The organism is Ochrobactrum soli (assembly GCF_003664555.1).
In the GTDB taxonomy this organism is placed as follows: domain Bacteria; phylum Pseudomonadota; class Alphaproteobacteria; order Rhizobiales; family Rhizobiaceae; genus Brucella; species Brucella teleogrylli.
Map to the genome: position 1 here is coordinate 819,824 of NZ_RCHH01000003.1, position 18,376 is coordinate 838,199.

Consider the following 18,376-nt stretch of genomic DNA (forward strand, 5'->3'; position numbering starts at 1 on the left):
GAGGAACAAGCGATGAGCCTGACTGACACTATCCGCAACACTTTCGTGCCGATTCACCGTGAAGGCTATCCGTTCATAGCGGGCTTTTTCGTGGTTTCGCTGATTCTTGGCTGGTTGTGGGACCCGCTGTTCTGGATCGGTATGGTGCTGACGGTCTGGTGCATCTATTTCTATCGCGATCCCGAACGCGTGACGCCGATGGACGACGATCTCGTCATCAGCCCGGCTGACGGCAAGGTATCCTTCGTCGGCCCGGCCATTCCGCCTGCGGAGCTTGATCTCGGTTACGAGCCGCTGACGCGCGTTTCCGTGTTCATGAATGTCTTTTCCGTGCACATCAACCGCTCGCCGGTTCGTGGTCAGATCGTTAAGGTCGAGCATCGCCCGGGCAAGTTCCTCAATGCCGAACTCGACAAGGCCAGCACCGAAAACGAACGCAACAGCGTTCTGATCGAGAGCCCGCATGGCAAGGTCGGCGTGGTGCAGATCGCTGGTCTGGTGGCGCGCCGCATCGTGTGCTGGTCCAATCAGGATGACGATCTGTCGGTCGGAGAACGTTTTGGCCTTATCCGCTTCGGTTCCCGCGTGGATGTCTATCTGCCCGCCGATGCGACTGTGCGCGTTGCCGTCGGTCAGACGGCTGTTGCTGGTGAAACGGTGCTTGCCGATTATGGCAGCAACCGTAGCGAACCCGTCGTCCGGATTGCGTAGCCGATGGGAACACCTTTTCCGCCTTTTGAGCCTAATGGCCGCGTGGAGTCATCCCGCGGCCCAAAGCTGTCGCAGATACCGCTGCGTATTGTTATTCCGAACCTCATTACGGTTTTGGCCATTTGCGCTGGTCTGACCGGGATTCGTCTTGCTTTCGAAAACCGCTTCGAGCTGGCCGTCGCTATGGTGCTGGTTGCGGCATTTCTCGACGGCATCGACGGACGTGTCGCGCGCATGATGAAAGGCTCGTCGAAATTCGGCGAGCAGATGGATTCATTGGCCGATATCGTCAATTTCGGCGTTGCGCCCGCGCTGGTGCTTTATGCATTCATGCTGGATCAGGCGCGTTCCTTCGGCTGGATCGCCGGTCTTCTCTATGCGATTGCCTGCTGTCTGCGTCTGGCGCGCTTCAATGTGATGCTGGAAGACCCGAACCGGCCTGCATGGCAGAGCAATTATTTCATCGGCGTGCCTGCGCCCGCAGGCGCTATGCTGGTGCTGCTGCCGGTCTATCTCGGTTTTCTCGGCCTGACGCCCTCGCGCGGGCTGGCCTTCGGTGTTGCGATTTATACAGTAGCCATCGCGTTTCTGCTGGTGAGCCGCCTGCCAGTTTATAACGGCAAGTCGGCCGGCAGCCTCGTGCGCCGCGATATCGTCATGCCGCTGATTCTCTGCGTGGTCGTCTACGTGGCGTTCCTGATGAGCTTCACATGGCAGACGCTGAGCCTGACAGCTCTCGCCTATCTGGCGTTCCTGCCGTTCAGCCTTGCCGCGTGGAACCGCCGCGAGGCTGCGGATCGGGCAGCGGCGGAAGAAACCGCGACCGAGAGCGAGGAAGAAAAGTCGTCGGCGTCAGAAGAAAACTGACGGGAGCTTTTCCAGAATGAACGCAACGCGCTCCTCAACCGAAGTTTTCGGCAGGAGCGCGATTTCATATCCGAACCGGCGATAGGTTGTTTCCATCGCCGTGAAGGTGCACACAGCCTCGTCGAAATCCTGCTTGCGCTCGGCATCTTGCCCAAAAATATCCGGCCATGGCGGGGCGAGAAACACTGTTTTGTTATAACGAATCTGCTGTGCTGCCGCTTCCATATGCGGTGGTGCGGGCAAGTTGCAAAGCGAAAGATAGCCGATCACATCCGGCACGCCGCGATCAAAGAAGACCGGCCCTGTTTGGTCTTGCGCCAAGCGGTATGAGCGCATTTCCCACGACAACATGAGCTCGGCGAAGAGAGCGCGGTCGTCCCAGGGCAGGGCCGTGCCACTAATGGCAACCTGATCCTGAATGATGGCGCGTCCGGCCTCCACGGTGCGAGCGTAGCCGTGCTGTTCGAGTGCGTCAATCAGCGTGCTTTTGCCCGTTCCGGGGCCGCCGCTGATGACGGTGAAGCGCGTAGTGGCGTCAGTCATTTCGTCCTCATGTTGAAAAAGGCTATTCACCAACTGAAAATTGGTTCATCAATTCGGGATGGGGGCAAAAGCAGCAAGCGCCAAGCCAGCGGGCGCGTCGGGGAGGATGAGCCACCCCGACCCAGGCAAGGGCTTTGCTCTCCTTTTGGAGGTGAACTATGTGGCTGATACCCATCAGGTTCACGCTTAGGATAAAGAAAACCCGCACAGGCTGGCAAGCATATGTGCGGGTAATCATCTTAGCCTAAGTACGCGGCGGCTGGAGTTACAGCTTCAGCCGCCATTCCAAACATAACTATTTTGGATCAGATTTTCAATCCGGCATGTGATAGTCGAGGAAGCGGTCCTGCCGCACGTCGAACAGCTTGCCCGTGACATTGAGCGCCGGATCGGCAAGCTTCACGATTTTTTCGGCCACTTCCTGCGGTGTCGGCAGGGTGTCCGGGTCTTCGCCGGGCATCGCTTGCGCGCGCATGGCGGTGCGGGTTGCGCCGGGATTGACCGAGTTGATGTTCAGCGCCATCTGCCTGGTCTCTTCGGCCCAGCTGCGGGCCATGACCTCGACAGCCGCCTTGGAGGCCGCATAAGGCCCCCAGAAGGCGCGGCAGCTATGCGCAACGCCGGATGAAAGCAGAATGGCGCGCCCGGCATCGGAAAGACGCAGCAGCGGATCGGTAGAGCGGATCAGCCGCCAAACGCTCGTCACGTTGACATTCATGACCTTCTCGAAGGTCTTTGCTTCCACATGGCCGATCGGGGAGATGGTGCCCAGCACGCCCGCATTGGCGACCATGATATCCAGTTTGCCCCAGCGCTCGTGGATCGAGCCGCCAAGGCGGTCGATGGCTTCCATGTCGGTGATGTCGAGCGGCACCAAAGTCGCGTTGCCGCCGAGCTTGCGAATGTCGTCGTCCAGCTCTTCAAGGCCGCCGACAGTGCGCGCCACGGCGATCACATGCGCGCCGCGCTTTGCCAGTTCCAGCGAAAGAAAATAGCCAATGCCGCGCGATGCCCCCGTTACCACGGCCAGCCGGCCCGTAAGGTCGATTGTCATTCCGTCCCCAATGACTTTTATGAAGAGATTGGAGCGGCCCGGAGGCCGCCCGTTCGCGAATATGCGTCAGCCGTTGCTCGCAAGCAGCGACAGCGTGTGGATGTTGCTTTCGCCTTCCTGATCGAGAAGGCGGGTCGGGTAGTCACCCGTGAAATAGTGATCCGTGAAGGCAGGCGCCTTCGGATCACGAACCTTGCCGCCGACAGCCTTGTAAAGACCGTCGATGGACAGGAAGGCCAGCGAATCCGCACCGATGTAACGGCACATGGATTCCAGATCTTCATGCTGGTTGGCCAGAAGCTTGTCGGCATGCGGCGTGTCGATGCCATAGAAATCCGGATGATAGATCATCGGGCTTGCCACGCGAATATGCACTTCCTTCGCACCCGCATCGCGCATCATCTGCACGATCTTGACCGAAGTGGTTCCGCGCACGATGGAATCATCCACGAGCACGACACGCTTGCCTTCGATCATGGCGCGATTGGCCGAATGCTTCAGCTTCACGCCCAGGGCGCGAATCTGCTGGGTCGGCTCGATGAAGGTACGGCCCACATAATGATTGCGGATGATGCCATATTCGAATGGAATGCCGCTTGCCTGCGCAAAGCCGAGCGCCGCAGGCGTACCGCCATCGGGCACCGGCACGATGACATCCGCTTCGACACCGGCTTCACCGGCAAGTTCGATGCCCATGTTCTTGCGCGCCACGTAGACGCTGCGTCCGCCGACGACCGAATCCGGGCGGGCGAAATAGACATATTCGAACAGGCACAGGCGTTCCGGCTGGGGGTTTTCCGCCTTGATGGACTGGGTGGTGATCGAGCCGTCCTGCTGGATTTCGCAGACGATCACTTCGCCATTTTCGACGTCGCGAATATATTTGGCGCCAATGATGTCGAGGGCGCAGGTTTCCGAGCAGAAGATCGGCTTGCCGTCCAGTTCGCCCATGACGAGCGGACGAATGCCGATGCTGTCACGCGCAGCGATCAGCTTGGTGCGGGTCAGCGCCAGCATGGCGTAACCGCCCTCAACCTGACGGATCGCATCCACGAAACGGTCGGAAGACGAGGCAAAACGCGACCGGGCGATCATATGCAAAACGACTTCCGTATCGGAAGTCGCCTGGAAGATCGCACCCGAGGCGATCAGCTGTTTGCGCAGCGAAATGCCGTTGGTGAAATTGCCGTTATGGGCAATCGCAATGCCGCCGACTTCCAGTTCCGCGAAAAGCGGCTGCACATTGCGCAGGATCGTTTCGCCGGTGGTGGAATAGCGCACATGGCCGATGGCGCGGTCGCCGGGCAGGCGGTTCAGCGTGGCGGCGTCGGTGAAATGGTCCCCGACGAGGCCCATATGGCGTTCGGAGTGGAAGCGGCGATTGTGATAGGACACAATACCGGCGGCTTCTTGCCCGCGATGTTGAAGGGCGTGCAGTCCGAGCGCTGTCAGCGCTGCGGCGTCTTCATGACCCAAAATGCCGAATACACCACACTCTTCATGCAGGGTGTCGTCATCCAGCATAAAGGAAGTCTCATCATGCGACTGTTGGAACATTGTCCGCAAGGCCTTTCGATTGCGGGTTGTTAAAAACAACATTTACATGAAAGGACGCCGTTTTGAAAGCGATCCCTTGAACCCGCGTCAGTTAAGCTGATCATATAGGCCTTTATTGGGGCCAAAAACAGATGAAACCGGCACAAGCCGGTTTCAATTTTTCACATCAGATTGTGATTATTGCTGCGCAGGCGCGTCATCCGGGACAGGCGCTTCTTCCTGCTCGCCAGTGGCCGGAGCATTGTTCTGCTGCGGCTTGAACTTGTCGACCATCTTTTCCGGGTCAGCCGGCAGGAGATTGCGCAACTGTTCGCCGAAGGAATCGAGCATCGGCTTCGATTTGGCGTTGGTGATCCAGGCAGGCTGGTTATCCGGCACCGCCCAGTTGAAGAACAGCATGGCGACGACCATCAGAAGCACGCCGCGAGCCGCACCGAACAGGAAGCCCAGCGTGCGGTCGAGCGCGCCGATGCGGCTGTCGATGATGAAATCCGCGATCTTCATGGTGATCAGCGAAACGATGATCAGCACCACGAGGAAAACCGCAGCCATGGCGGCGATCATGGCTAGCGTGTCGTTATTGATATAGGGCTTTATGTAGGGCAGCACCGGCTTGTAGAACAGGAATGCAGCAGCGGCGGCAGCGGCCCAGGATACCAGCGACAGCACTTCGCGGGAAAACCCGCGCACCATCGCCAGAACCGCTGATACCAGCGTTATTCCGAGTAGAATTCCATCAAGTATGGTTATCGGCATTCTGGCCTGTCCTCAGTGTTTCGCGCATGCGTTCCGGTGCGCAGGGCAGTCAAAGACGCGGAAGCTTAACATCGGAAGGTTGACAGAATCTTCCCGCGTTAAGCCCCTGAATTATTACTTCTTTCCGGCACCCGATGCTGCAATGCGCGCAACGAGGTCGGGCAGGGCGGCGGTTTCCATGAGACGGAAGCTGCGATCTTTCCAAAGTTCGCCGCTGCCGCTTGGCACTTCCGCCTGCCGGAAGCCGAGTTTCTCCGCTTCCTTCAATCTCTGTACTGCATGCGTCACCGCACGAACAGCACCGGAAAGGCTGATTTCGCCGAAATAAACACAATCTGGCGGAAGGGCAATACCGGCCATGGAGGAAACAAGCGCCGATGCAACCGCAATATCGGCAGCCGGTTCGCTGATCCGATAGCCGCCCGCGACATTCAGATAGACGTCATGCTGGCCGAAGCGAACGCCGCAATGCGATTCGAGCACTGCGAGGATCATGGCGAGACGCCCGCCATCCCAGCCCACGACCGCGCGTCGCGGCGTGCCGAGCGAGGAGGGCGCGACGAGGGCCTGAATTTCCACCAGAACCGGGCGCGTGCCTTCCATCCCGGCGAAAACCGCTGCCCCCGGCGCTTTTTCGTTGCGTTCGCCCAGAAAAAGCTCGGACGGATTGGACACTTCACGCAAGCCGCCATCGGACATTTCAAAAACGCCGATTTCGTCGGTGGGGCCAAAGCGGTTCTTCACCGTGCGCAGGATGCGGTAATGATGCCCGCCTTCGCCTTCGAAATAGAGAACACCATCGACCATGTGTTCGACCACGCGGGGACCGGCAATCTGGCCGTCCTTGGTGACATGGCCGACCAGAACAACCGCAGCGCCGGTCTGCTTGGCGTAACGGATCATGGCCTGTGCCGAGGAGCGCACCTGCGTGACCGTGCCAGGGGCAGAATCCGCCATGTCGGTCCACAAGGTCTGGATCGAATCGATGATGACGAGATCGGGACGTTTGCCGTCGGAAATGGTGGCGATGATGTCTTCGACATTGGTTTCGGCGGCAAGTTCCACTGCCGATGTGGCGACGCCGAGACGCTGCGCGCGCAGGCGGATCTGCGCGACCGCTTCTTCGCCTGAAACATAGACGATGCGGTGGCCGCGATTGGCAAGGGCTGCTGCCGCCTGCGTCAAAAGCGTTGACTTGCCGATGCCGGGATCGCCGCCGATCAGCAGCGCCGACCCGCGCACGAAGCCGCCGCCGGTTACACGGTCGAGTTCGCTGATGCCGGAAATAATGCGCGGGGCATCTTCAATGTCGCCGGACAGCGAGGTCAGCGCCACGGCGCGGCCCTTGCGCTTCGACAGCATCGCGCCCGGACCGGAACCGATACCGCTATTGGTGCCTTCCTCGACGAGCGTGTTCCACTCGCCGCAGGAATCGCACTTGCCCGCCCAGCGCGTATGCACTGTGCCGCAATTCTGGCAGATGAACTGAATGCGCGCCTTGGCCATCAGATACGCGCCTTTTTCGAAGAGATATTATTCATACTGTTCGGGAAGATAGGAACCCTCGGCCAGATCTGCAAATCGCGTGAATTCGGACTGGAAGGCGAGCTTGACCGTACCGGTCGGTCCGTGGCGCTGCTTGGCGATGATGACATCGGCAGTGCCGCGCACTTTTTCAAAATGCTGCTTCCATTCTTCGTATTTCGGGTCGAACTCGTCGCGCGGTTCGAGGTTCTTGACGTAATATTCCTCGCGGAACACGAACAGCACCACGTCGGCGTCCTGCTCGATCGAGCCCGATTCACGAAGATCGGAGAGCTGCGGGCGCTTGTCGTCGCGGCTTTCCACCTGACGCGAGAGCTGGGAAAGCGCGATGATCGGAACGTTCAGTTCCTTGCCGAGCGCCTTCAGGCCGGTGGTGATTTCGGTGATTTCCTGCACGCGGTTCTGTGCCGAGGCCTTGGACGAGCCGGTCATCAGCTGCACGTAGTCGATGACCAGAACATCAAGGCCGCGCTGGCGCTTGAGGCGACGGGCGCGGGCGGCCAGCTGCGCGATGGAAATACCACCGGTCTGGTCGATATAAAGCGGGATTTTCTGCATCACCTGCGAGCAGGCGACCAGCTTTTCGAAATCGGTCTCGGTGATATCACCACGGCGGATTTTCGAGGACGACACTTCCGTCTGCTCGGAAATGATACGGGTGGCGAGCTGTTCCGCCGACATTTCGAGCGAGAAGAAGCCGACTACACCGCCATTCTTGGCTTTCACCGTTCCATCGGCCTGTTGTTCGCCCTCATAGGCATTGGCGATGTTGAAGGCGATATTGGTGGCGAGCGAGGTTTTACCCATGCCCGGACGTCCGGCGAGGATGATCAAGTCGGACGGCTGCAAGCCGCCCATCTTGCCGTCAAGCGTGTGAATGCCGGTGGAGATACCCGACAGGTGGCCATCGCGCATGAAAGCGGCATTGGCCATGTCCACTGCGGTGGTCACGGCGTCCTTGAACGGCAGGAATCCGCCATCGTAACGACCGGTTTCTGCCAGTTCGAACAGGCGGCGCTCGGCGTCCTCGATCTGCTCCTGCGGCGCGTTGTCGACCGGCGCATCATAGGCGAGATTGACCATGTCCTCGCCGATCCCGATCAGCGCGCGGCGGGTCGCCAGATCGTAGATCGCGCGGCCATAATCGGCAGCATTGATGATGGTGACGGCCTCGGTGGCAAGGCGGGTGACATATTGGAAGATCGAAAGATCGCCGACCTTGCCCTCGGGCAGAAAGGTCTTCATCGTGACCGGATTGGCCATCTTACCGACGCGGATCAGATCAGTGGTGATTTCGTAGATACGGCGATGCAGCGGCTCAAAGAAATGGGTCGGCTTCAGGAAGTCCGATATGCGGTAAAAGGCATCGTTGTTGATCAGGATTGCGCCCAGCAATGCCTGTTCCGCTTCGATATTGTGTGGTGCTTCCCGATAGAGTGCGTCCTTCTGATCGCGCACATCCTCGAGTTTGCGTACCGCCGCTTCCGCCATGATTCTTGATCCTGTCCCTGATGCTGCCAGCTAACCGTCATGTGATGCCAAACGCAACGCGGCTTCGGATGATTCCTGCTGGAAGGGATAAGCTATACCATGATTCACACTGATTCACAGTTTGCGCCTGTGAATGAGCGCTATGTTCTTGACGGGCGTTGCCGCGAATAGCAGTGGATATTACTCTGCCTCACGATCATCAAATTCACCCTGTCCACGGTCGTGCCAGATCCCGGTGACAGGTTCTTCATGCAAAGGTTCATTCATGCGGCATCGTCTGATCGCAGCCGGGCTTTCCTGCCTTGCTTATCTCGCTTCGTTTACGGCACCGGCTACGGCTGCCGAGCCGATCAAGGTCAAGGTCTTCATCGCCGCCATGTTCGAAATCGGACAGAATAGCGGTGATCGCGCCGGTGAATTCCAGTGGTGGTATGACCGTTACTGGAAAGACGCAAAGCCCATCGAAGTGAAGGGCGCGCTGAAGCCGGTCTATTGCAACAATGATGGCGTTTGCGGCTCGGTGCTTGGCATGGGCAAGGTCAATTCCTCCTCCAGCATGCAGGCTATTCTGCTCGATCCGGCCTTCGATTTCTCGAAGAGCTATTATATTCTGTCGGGCGTCGGTGGTACGCCGCCATCGCGCGGCACCATCGGCGATGTCAGTTGGGCGACCTGGCTGGTCGATTACGATCTCGGCCATCGCTGGGCGCCGGAAGAAGGCAAGCCCGGCGAGCCGGTTTTCATGCCGCGGAAGGGTTATGAGGATTACCGGGTCTTCAAGCTGAATCCAGATCTGATCGCCGCCGCGCTTCGCCTCGATTCGAAGGTCGAACTGCTTGATTCGCAGGACGCTCAGAACTATCGCATGCGTTATCCCGACAAGGCCGCACAGGCCAAGCCGTCGCTCAAGACAGGCACGCATATGACCGGCGATACGTTCTTCCACGGGCCCGGCCTGTCGAAAGAGGCGCAATATATCGCGCATCTCTACGGTGCGGATGATTATCTGGTGACGGAAATGGAAGCGGCTGCAATTACGCTGGTCATCAAGCGCCAGTTCGGCACGGATCGTATCGCCAGCCTGCGCGGCTCGGTGAACTTCGATCAGGGCAACCCGAACGAAACCACCTTGCAGCATCTTGATCCAGCGCCGGGTCAGACGGCAGGCGGTTTTGCGGAGACGGTGCAGAACATCTATCTCGTCGGTTCGCCGCTGGTCGATGATATCGTTACCCATTGGGACAAGTGGGAAACCGGAGTGCCGAAGGCCGACTAAAATAAGGATGAGTGCCGAAGGCTGGCTAAAATTAGGACCAGTGCCGAAGGTCGAGTGAAAATGCAAAAGGGCTGCCGGAGACGGCAGCCCTTTTTGTGAACCGGTGCTCGCCGGATCAGGCGTTCGCGCTTTTCTTGACGGCGCGGGCCTCGCTATTGGCCCCCTTTGGCGCGCTGTCGAGCCGCTTGAGGCGCTTTTCTTCCGCTTCGATATAGTTGCGCGTCAGCGGAACGGATTCCTGCCGGTGCGCGATCTGGATGTGGAACACCATCATGTTCTGCCAGCGGAAGGCGCTTTCCGATGCGGCCAGATAAAACTCCCACATGCGGCAGAAGCGTTCGTCATAAAGCGCCTTGGCCCGTTCGCGATTGGCCATGAAGGCCTCACGCCAGGCTTTCAGCGTTTCCGCATAATGCAGCCGCAGGATTTCGATGTCGGTGACATAGAGCCCGGCCTTTTCGATATGCGGCAGCACTTCCGACAAAGCAGGAATGTAACCGCCCGGGAAGATATATTTGCGGATGAACGGATTGGTCGCGCCCGGTCCATCGGCACGCCCGATGGCATGCAGCATGAACACACCATCCGGCTTCATCAGTCGCGCCACATGCTGGAAATATTCCGCGAAATGGCCGACACCGACATGCTCGAACATGCCGACCGAAACCAGCCGGTCGAACTTGTCTTCGATATTGCGATAGTCGGTCAGCTCGAACTTGGCGCGGTCGGAAAGTCCTTCATCGGCGGCGCGCTGGTTGGCGATGTCGTGCTGTTCTTCCGAAAGGGTCACGCCGGTCACATTGGCCTTGAGATGGCGGGCGAGATAAAGCCCCATGCCGCCCCAGCCGCAGCCGATATCGAGCACCTTGTCGCCTTCCTTCACCAGCATTTTCGCGGCGATATGGCGCTTTTTTGCAAGTTGCGCTTCGGCAAGCGTTGCATTCGGTGTTTCGAAATAGGCGCAGGAATACTGCTTGTCCGGGTCGAGAAACAGGTCGTAAAGCTCGCCGGAAAGGTCGTAGTGACTTTTGATATTGTCGGACGAGCGCGCAATCGTGTTCATCTGCTGGAAGCGGCGGAACAGGATGCGCAGTTTCGCCAGCGCCTTCATCCACGGTTCTGTCGCGGCGGTCGGCCCGGTGTTTTCGAACACGATCTGAAGCAGCGTGTAGATATCGCCGTCCAGAAAGTCGATCTCGCCGTCCATGAAACATTCGGCGAGCTTCAGTTCGGGGTCGAGCGCTACGGCGCGCTCGGCGTGCTTTGTCTTGAAGTGTATATGAACCGGCACCCCGGTCTTGTCGCCATACTGCGAACGCGCACCACTAGAATCGGTGACCGTCAGGTCTCCGGTTTTAATCATATGCGAAAGAACAGTACGCATCATTCCATACATCGGCCCCATCTCCTTTTATGGAGTGAGACAGGCGTAGCATCCATGCGGTTGCATGGCAGGCGGCTTGTGTATCCTCTTCTCGAGCCACACTGTCATCAGATTTTCAGGCAGTTTCCGTAAGGTCTACCGGCCCTGGGAACGCTGTCTTAAGCAACGCGGACGTTTCCGTCTGCACCCTCTCCAATACATTACCATGGAGAAGAATAGGCAGTTTTCCCGTTCTGGAAAGAGAAAATGCCCGGCGGAGGCCGCCGGGCATGATCATTTAAAGTTTACCACCATTGGAACGCCTGCTGACAAAGCTGGCTTTTCCGGAGGTAAGTGTAACAATTAAGCCTGGTCTTCAGCTTCTTCGTCTTCGTCGAAGATTTCTTCCGAAAGCGGGGCTTCTTCGATGCCGTAGATGGCTTCGATCGAGGTGAGGTCTTCACCCTTTGCCTGACGTTCAGCTTCTTCGTTCGAACGAGCGATGTTGACGGTCACTTCAACCTGAACTTCCGGATGCAGCGAAATCGAAACTTCGTGCAGGCCGATGGTCTTGATCGGATGGTTCAGTTCAACCTGGTTGCGGTGCAGGGTGAAGCCGTTTGCGGTGATGATGTCGGCGATGTCGCGGGTCGAAACCGAACCGTAGAGCTGACCGGTTTCACCAGCCGAACGCACAACGATAAAGCTCTGGCCATTCAGCTTTTCAGCAACGGCGCTTGCTTCGTTCTTGCGTTCCAGGTTCTGGGCTTCGAGCTGAGCGCGCTGGCCTTCGAACTTCTTCTTGTTGGCTTCGTTGGCACGAAGAGCCTTGCCCTGCGGGAGCAGGAAGTTACGGGCATAGCCGTCCTTGACCTTGACGGTTTCGCCCATCTGGCCGAGGCGGCCAATGCGTTCCAGAAGAATGACTTCCATTGGAGTTTCCTTTCGAGTGTTTAATCCGGGTTATTGTTTGTCATTGCCCGGAATTTTCGAGATCGGCGCGCCACGCGACGTATCGAAAAGTCCGAGAACCATGAAGACGAAAAGCAGAAATGCGAAAAGAATGATCGCAAAATAGGCAAACCACAGCGCCACCGGGCGCCATACCTTGCCGCGTGTGCGCATATGCATGATGGCAAGGCCCGCCATCATGAAGCCTGCGCCGAGCGAGCCGACCACGACGGTTGCCACCAGACCGGCGGCGCCCGACAGGAAAGCGACTGCAAGTGCTACTGCGAAAACGATCAGCGCCGTGCGCGGCATGCGCAGCGTTGCGGGCCAGTCGTCACGCGGACGGCGCAGGCGGCCCGACATGGCAGTCAGGCGCAGCGCCAGATAGAGATTGCCGACCAGAATGGCAAGACACGTGGCGGGCTGGATCGCCGGAAGGGCGAACATCAGCAGCGCCGACATGGTGTTGCGCATTTCATCGCTGGCGGTGAATTGCGGGTCGGCTTCGGCAACGCGGTCGATAACCGCATTGGCAAGTTCGCGCGCCATATCCGGGCCAAAACCCAGAACTGCGCCGATGACGATGAAGGAAACCGCCACCATCAGGGCGAGGCGGAAAACGATATCCGACAGCGGATACCAGACCATCACGCCTTTCGGTCCGCCCAGTTCTTCGGCGGGGCGCGCAAGGCCGGACAGATATGCACCGATGGCCGCAGGAATATAGCTCGTCAGCGCCATCAGGAGGGCCGCCATCGGAACGGCGAAAACGCCGACCGCTACAGTTGCTACGGCTGCTGCGACAATACCGGCGGTCGAACCCCAGCCGAGTGCTGCAACGAAAATGGGAAGCGGTGTCAGGAAATACAGAACCATCGCCATGCCCGACTGGACAATGACGCCGGACGACATCAGTGCCGAGGCAAGCCCCGCCAATATGCCGACACCAACTATGGTTCCATTGAATTTCATCAGTTTCGCTGTCCTGCCCCGGTCTTGCCGGCTCGTGCAGTTAGAGGCAAATGCCCCAACTTGGGTTTTCAGTACGCTCCGTTGCGCCCATCGCAAGGGAGGAAAGGGTCCGGGAGGCAAACTCTGATGAGATGCCTCCCGAAAATCTTGTCTTACTTCACAACGTAAGGCAGCAGGCCGAGGAAACGGGCGCGCTTGATCGCCTTGGCGAGTTCACGCTGCTTCTTCTGGCTGACAGCCGTAATACGGGAAGGAACGATCTTGCCGCGTTCGGAAATGTAACGCTGCAGAAGCTTGATGTCCTTGTAGTCGATCTTCGGTGCGTTTGCGCCGGAGAACGGGCACGTCTTGCGACGGCGATGGAAAGGACGGCGGGTCGGGATCTGATTGATATCAACCATGATTATGCTCCTTCACCAGCTTCGTTGTCGCGTGGGCGACGTGGGCCGCGATCACCGCGATCGCCACGATCACCGCGGTCGAAACCACCTTCACGGCGGCGCGGACGGTCATCACCATCACGCTCGCGACGGTCGTCACGGCGGGTCAGCATAGCCGACTGGCCTTCTTCGTGTTCTTCAACGCGAATGGTCATGAAGCGCAGGACGTCTTCATTGATACGCATCTGACGTTCCATTTCAGCAACGGCAGCAGCCGGAGCGTCGATGTTCAGAAGCGTATAATACGCCTTACGGTTCTTGTTGATACGGTAGGTGAGGGGACGCAGACCCCAAGCTTCAACCTTACCGACCTTGCCGCCATTAGCTTCGAGGACACCCTTGTACTGTTCGACAAGAGCGTCGACCTGCTGCTGGGAAATGTCCTGGCGGGCAAGAAGCACATGTTCATAAAGAGCCATTGGCTTTGCCTTTCTTCGTTATATCACGCCGACACCAGCGGCTAAGCCCCTGCGACTTCTCTTTTGCCGGAAACCGGTGAAGAAAGGACGCGTATTTGAGACGGTCGAGAGCGGAGACACGGGAGGCAGAAGCGCTTATGACTTCCAACGTGCTATCCTGCTTTTAACGGCAAGAAGACACGGCCCTCCGTTCAGCCCCCAGCTGGTGCCGAACAATGAACGGGCGGCTATTACGTGTTTTTCCCCTTGTTTGCAAGCGCGATATCCCCGAAAAACCGACAAATGCTTGACTTTTCGCCCAAGGCTAAGGCACATCGCGCCAAATTGTGCATTTCATTGCAGGCATGGCGGCGAAAACGGATACCGGTTTCACCTTTATCATATGCATAGAACCAGAACGAGGCATCAATGGCGGTAGCATTTACCTTTCCCGGACAGGGCAGCCAGGCGGTAGGCATGGGCAAAGCCCTGGCCGAACAGTTCGCGGAAGCGCGCGCTGTCTTCGACGAAGTGGACGCAGCGCTTGGCGAAAAGCTGTCCGCCACCATGTTCGAAGGCCCGGAAGACGTTCTGACGCTCACCGCCAATGCCCAGCCCGCGCTGATGGCCGTGTCGATGGCCGTCCTGCGCGTCATGGAAGCGCGTGGCTTCTCGCTGAAGGAAAAGGTTTCCTATGTGGCCGGTCATTCGCTGGGCGAATATTCTGCACTTTGCGCTGCCGGCACCTTCTCGCTTGCCGATACGGCGCGCCTCCTGCGCATTCGCGGCAATGCGATGCAGAAGGCTGTTCCGGTTGGCGAAGGCGCGATGGCTGCCATCATCGGTCTGGAACATGGCGATGTGGAAGCAATCTGCACGGAAGCAAAGGCTTCCGGTTCGGTTCAGATCGCCAATGACAATGGCGGCGGCCAGCTGGTAATTTCCGGCTCCAAGGCTGCGGTCGAACTGGCGGCAAAGCTTGCTTCGGAAAAGGGCGCAAAGCGCGCCATCATGCTGCCGGTTTCCGCACCCTTCCATTCGACTCTGATGGCTCCGGCTGCTGAAGCAATGCGCGAAGCGCTGGCCAGTGTCGAGAAGCACAATCCGGTTGTCCCGCTCATCGCCAATGTGCGCGCCGCGCCGGTGACGGACGCCAGTGAAATCGCCGATCTGCTGGTTGAGCAGGTGACGGGTCAGGTGCGATGGCGCGAGACCGTGGAATGGTTTGCCGCCAATGGCGTGACCTCGCTTTATGAAGTAGGTTCGGGCAAGGTTCTGACCGGTCTGGCGCGCCGCATCTCCAAGGATGTGTCGGGCGCCGCTGTTGGTTCGGCTGAAGAAATCGAAGCAGCGCTTGCTGCTCTGGCATAAAAGCTCATTAGCTAAAAGGATCCGATATGTTTGATCTGACTGGCCGCAAGGCTCTCGTAACAGGTGCGACCGGCGGTCTGGGTGAAGCGATTGCTCGCGCTCTCCATGCACAGGGCGCTATTGTCGGCCTGCACGGTACGCGCGAAGAAAAGCTGAAGGAACTGGCCGCCGAACTCGGCGATCGTGTTTTCATCTTCCCGGCCAATCTGTCGGACCGCGAAGCCGTCAAGACGCTCGGCCAGAAGGCGGAAGAAGAGCTGGGCGGCGTCGATATTCTGGTCAACAATGCCGGTATCACCCGTGACGGCCTGTTCGTGCGCATGAGCGATGAAGACTGGGATGCCGTTCTGAATGTCAATCTCACCTCGGTTTTCAACCTGACGCGTGAGCTGACCCATCCGATGATGCGCCGCCGCAATGGCCGCATCATCAACATCACCTCCATCGTCGGCGTGACCGGCAATCCGGGGCAGGCGAATTATTGCGCGTCGAAGGCGGGCCTCATCGGCTTCTCCAAGTCGCTGGCGCAGGAAATCGCAAGCCGCAATGTGACGGTGAACTGCATTGCGCCGGGCTTTATCGAATCGGCCATGACCGACAAGCTGAACGACAAGCAAAAAGAAGCGATCATGGCCAATATTCCCATGAAGCGCATGGGTGTTGGCGCCGATATTGCTGCTGCCGTGGTCTATCTCGCCAGCGATCAGGCCGGCTACGTGACGGGTCAGACGCTGCACATCAATGGCGGCATGGCCATGATTTAAGCCCCTTCACGCCGCCAGTTTATGGTATAAAACACCTTAATACATGGGGCGTGACGGGAAAAGGCGCTTTGCCTTGCTCAAGAAGCATGGTAATGCGCCCATCGAGAGTTGTGGCATTTCGTAGAATTTGCCGCGATCCTGTTCCGAAAGGAATATCCACAGGATGACTGTCCGGGCGGCTTCGCTCGAAACTGGCAGTCATCTTAGAACTTGATTACAATCCTGCATGCCGCTAACCAAGGCAGAGCAACAAACAAACAGGTCGAGGTTCCGACATGAGCGATACCGCAGAGCGCGTCAAGAAAATCGTTGTTGAACATCTGGGCGTAGATGCCGACAAGGTCACGGAAGGCGCAAGCTTCATTGATGATCTCGGCGCAGACAGCCTCGACACCGTCGAGCTGGTCATGGCTTTCGAAGAAGAATTCGGCGTTGAAATTCCTGACGACGCTGCAGAAACGATCCTCACGGTCGGCGACGCTGTGAAGTTCATCGACAAGGCTTCGGCCTAATCAGGACCAGAGCTGAGGGCTGGGCTCTTCGGAACCCGGCCCTGCCTGTATTCTGAGCTCTATTCCGACATTGCCGGATGCTGCGCCTTTGTAATGAAGGTTGCCTCGCATCCGGGAATGGCCGGGAATAAAGCGTGTAGAAAATACAGTGTACAGACATGTCTGTACGGGCCGTTTCGGCATCCAAGTGAATTTGCCGGCATGCCGGTGTCGGATCGTTTCGACAGGCTCTTGCGGCAGACTCCGATTTAACGATTGGAGCATCATCCCTTTCAAAGCCAGGCCCGGACATTGCATCTGCCGGTGAAAGCCTGCGGGTCGATGCTCGTGACATAACAGTTTTAAGGGGTGGATATGAGGCGTGTCGTCATCACCGGTCTCGGTCTGGTGTCACCGCTTGCAAGCGGTGTGGAAGAGTCCTGGAAGCGGCTTCTGGCTGGCGAAAGCGGGGCTCGCCGCATCACGGAATTCGAGGTTGACGATCTGGCCTGCCAGATTGCCTGCCGTATTCCGGTTGGCGATGGCACCAACGGCACGTTCAATGCCGATCTCCACATGGAGCCCAAGGAGCAGCGCAAGGTCGATCCGTTCATCGTCTATGCCGTCGGCGCGGCCGATCAGGCACTGGATGACGCGAACTGGCATCCCGAAAGCGATGAAGATCAGGTGCGCACCGGCGTTCTGATCGGTTCCGGCATTGGCGGCATCGAAGGTATCGTCGAAGCAGGCTACACGCTGCGCGACAAGGGCCCGCGCCGCATTTCCCCGTTCTTCATTCCCGGCCGTCTGATCAACCTGGCTTCCGGCCATGTGTCGATCAAGCACAATCTGCGCGGCCCGAACCATTCGGTCGTCACCGCCTGCGCAACAGGCACGCACGCCATTGGCGATGCCGCCCGCCTGATCGCTTTCGGCGACGCCGAGGTGATGGTTGCCGGTGGCACGGAATCGCCGGTCAGCCGCATTTCGCTGGCGGGCTTTGCCGCCTGCAAGGCGCTGTCCACCAAGCGCAACGACGATCCGACCGCCGCATCGCGTCCTTATGACGATGACCGTGACGGCTTCGTCATGGGCGAAGGTGCAGGCGTTGTGGTTCTGGAAGAACTCGAACACGCGCTGGCGCGTGGCGCGAAGATCTATGCCGAAGTGATCGGCTACGGCCTTTCGGGCGATGCATACCATATCACGGCTCCGACCGAGAGCGGTGAAGGTGCGGAGCGCTGCATGGTTGCGGCTCTCAAGCGTGCTGAAATCACGCCGGACCAGATCGACTACATCAACGCCCATGGCACATCGACCATGGCCGATACGATCGAACTGGGCGCTGTGGAGCGCGTGGTCGGCGATGCGGCTTCGAAGATTTCCATGTCCTCTACCAAGTCGTCCATCGGCCATCTTCTGGGTGCTGCCGGTGCTGCCGAAGCGATTTTCTCGACGCTGGCCATTCGCGACAATATCGCACCTGCGACGCTCAATCTCGACAATCCGGCTGTCTCGACCAAGATCGATCTGGTGCCGCACAAGGCACGCGAACGCAAGATCGACGTGGCTCTTTCGAACTCCTTCGGATTCGGCGGAACCAACGCTTCGCTGGTGTTGCGTCGCTATTCCTGACCGGCATTTCTGGCCGGACAGACCAAATCTGATAGGAATAAATAAAAACGCGGGGATTTCTCCGCGTTTTTGTCAAAATATAACCGGATGCGATATTTAAAATCGCTAATAGTGGTTAGGGTGAGCACGCTCGAATTGACGGAAGGCTTCGGCCTGAGCGGATTTGGGCATCAAGTGCGGAGAGCCGCTCG

General features: G+C 58.4%; 17 protein-coding genes and 1 pseudogene. 7 read left to right on the forward strand and 11 right to left on the reverse strand.

Translation table 11 applies throughout. The features are described 5' to 3' along the window. Positions 1–6 precede the first annotated feature (6 nt). Both D8666_RS09265 and pssA read left to right on the forward strand, forming a co-directional pair. Positions 7–711, forward strand: a pseudogene (locus D8666_RS09265) (phosphatidylserine decarboxylase); the annotation flags it as partial. Between the two features lie 3 nt (positions 712–714). Then, positions 715–1,578 (forward strand): CDP-diacylglycerol--serine O-phosphatidyltransferase, encoded by an 864-nt coding sequence (pssA, locus tag D8666_RS09270; protein ID WP_109368467.1) that lies wholly within the window; start codon positions 715–717, stop codon positions 1,576–1,578. On the opposite strand, the gene D8666_RS09275 is transcribed toward pssA, so the two are convergent. The 6 genes from D8666_RS09275 to D8666_RS09300 all read right to left on the reverse strand — a co-directional run bounded on the left by D8666_RS09275 (position 1,564) and on the right by D8666_RS09300 (position 8,524). Continuing rightward, on the reverse strand, positions 1,564–2,121 hold the full coding sequence (locus D8666_RS09275; protein WP_121537343.1) for an AAA family ATPase: 558 nt from the start codon (positions 2,119–2,121) through the stop codon (positions 1,564–1,566). The genes pssA and D8666_RS09275 overlap by 15 nt on opposite strands. Positions 2,122–2,434: 313 nt before the next feature. After that, on the reverse strand, positions 2,435–3,175 hold the full coding sequence (locus D8666_RS09280; protein WP_121537345.1) for an SDR family NAD(P)-dependent oxidoreductase: 741 nt from the start codon (positions 3,173–3,175) through the stop codon (positions 2,435–2,437). A 66-nt stretch (positions 3,176–3,241) separates the two neighbouring features. Further along, on the reverse strand, positions 3,242–4,732 hold the full coding sequence (purF, locus tag D8666_RS09285; RefSeq protein WP_109368470.1) for an amidophosphoribosyltransferase: 1,491 nt from the start codon (positions 4,730–4,732) through the stop codon (positions 3,242–3,244). Between the two features lie 177 nt (positions 4,733–4,909). Continuing rightward, positions 4,910–5,488, reverse strand: a complete 579-nt coding sequence (locus tag D8666_RS09290) for a CvpA family protein (protein ID WP_109368471.1) — start codon at positions 5,486–5,488, stop codon at positions 4,910–4,912. Between the two features lie 114 nt (positions 5,489–5,602). Further along, entirely contained in the window at positions 5,603–6,994 is a 1,392-nt protein-coding gene (gene radA / locus D8666_RS09295) for a DNA repair protein RadA (protein ID WP_109368472.1), read from the reverse strand. Between the two features lie 27 nt (positions 6,995–7,021). Continuing rightward, complete coding sequence (locus tag D8666_RS09300) at positions 7,022–8,524, reverse strand: replicative DNA helicase (RefSeq protein WP_109368473.1); 1,503 nt, start codon at positions 8,522–8,524, stop codon at positions 7,022–7,024. Positions 8,525–8,789: 265 nt separating this feature from the next. On the opposite strand from D8666_RS09300, the gene D8666_RS09305 reads away from it, so the two are divergent. Then, positions 8,790–9,800 carry a purine-nucleoside phosphorylase gene (locus D8666_RS09305; RefSeq protein ID WP_121537347.1) on the forward strand — a complete coding sequence of 337 codons (1,011 nt, stop codon included), beginning with the start codon at positions 8,790–8,792 and terminating at the stop codon, positions 9,798–9,800. A 115-nt stretch (positions 9,801–9,915) separates the two neighbouring features. On the opposite strand, the gene D8666_RS09310 is transcribed toward D8666_RS09305, so the two are convergent. The 5 genes from D8666_RS09310 to rpsF form a co-directional block, all read right to left on the reverse strand. Further along, complete coding sequence (locus tag D8666_RS09310; protein ID WP_121537349.1) at positions 9,916–11,196, reverse strand: cyclopropane fatty acid synthase; 1,281 nt, start codon at positions 11,194–11,196, stop codon at positions 9,916–9,918. 330 nt (positions 11,197–11,526) lie between these two features. Then, on the reverse strand, positions 11,527–12,096 hold the full coding sequence (rplI, locus tag D8666_RS09315; RefSeq protein ID WP_109368476.1) for a 50S ribosomal protein L9: 570 nt from the start codon (positions 12,094–12,096) through the stop codon (positions 11,527–11,529). Positions 12,097–12,126: 30 nt separating this feature from the next. Next, a complete protein-coding gene (locus tag D8666_RS09320; RefSeq protein WP_121537351.1) occupies positions 12,127–13,086 on the reverse strand; it encodes a DUF2232 domain-containing protein in 960 nt (319 codons plus the stop codon). Between the two features lie 152 nt (positions 13,087–13,238). Further along, complete coding sequence (gene rpsR / locus D8666_RS09325) at positions 13,239–13,487, reverse strand: 30S ribosomal protein S18 (RefSeq protein WP_006466219.1); 249 nt, start codon at positions 13,485–13,487, stop codon at positions 13,239–13,241. Between the two features lie 2 nt (positions 13,488–13,489). Then, on the reverse strand, positions 13,490–13,945 hold the full coding sequence (gene rpsF / locus D8666_RS09330) for a 30S ribosomal protein S6 (protein ID WP_121537353.1): 456 nt from the start codon (positions 13,943–13,945) through the stop codon (positions 13,490–13,492). 408 nt (positions 13,946–14,353) lie between these two features. Between rpsF and fabD the strand changes: the two genes are divergently transcribed. From fabD to fabF, 4 genes are all read left to right on the forward strand, one after another. Beyond that, on the forward strand, positions 14,354–15,295 hold the full coding sequence (fabD, locus tag D8666_RS09335; RefSeq protein WP_109368479.1) for an ACP S-malonyltransferase: 942 nt from the start codon (positions 14,354–14,356) through the stop codon (positions 15,293–15,295). A gap of 26 nt (positions 15,296–15,321) precedes the next feature. Continuing rightward, positions 15,322–16,059 (forward strand): 3-oxoacyl-[acyl-carrier-protein] reductase, encoded by a 738-nt coding sequence (gene fabG, locus D8666_RS09340; RefSeq protein WP_121537355.1) that lies wholly within the window; start codon positions 15,322–15,324, stop codon positions 16,057–16,059. A 275-nt stretch (positions 16,060–16,334) separates the two neighbouring features. Next, the gene (locus D8666_RS09350) at positions 16,335–16,571 is read left to right on the forward strand and encodes an acyl carrier protein (protein WP_002963616.1); all 237 of its coding nucleotides are present in this window, start codon (positions 16,335–16,337) and stop codon (positions 16,569–16,571) included. A gap of 354 nt (positions 16,572–16,925) precedes the next feature. Then, positions 16,926–18,185: a beta-ketoacyl-ACP synthase II gene (fabF, locus tag D8666_RS09355; RefSeq protein ID WP_109368481.1), complete on the forward strand. Its 1,260-nt coding sequence runs from the start codon at positions 16,926–16,928 to the stop codon at positions 18,183–18,185. The last annotated feature ends 191 nt before the right edge of the window (positions 18,186–18,376 follow it).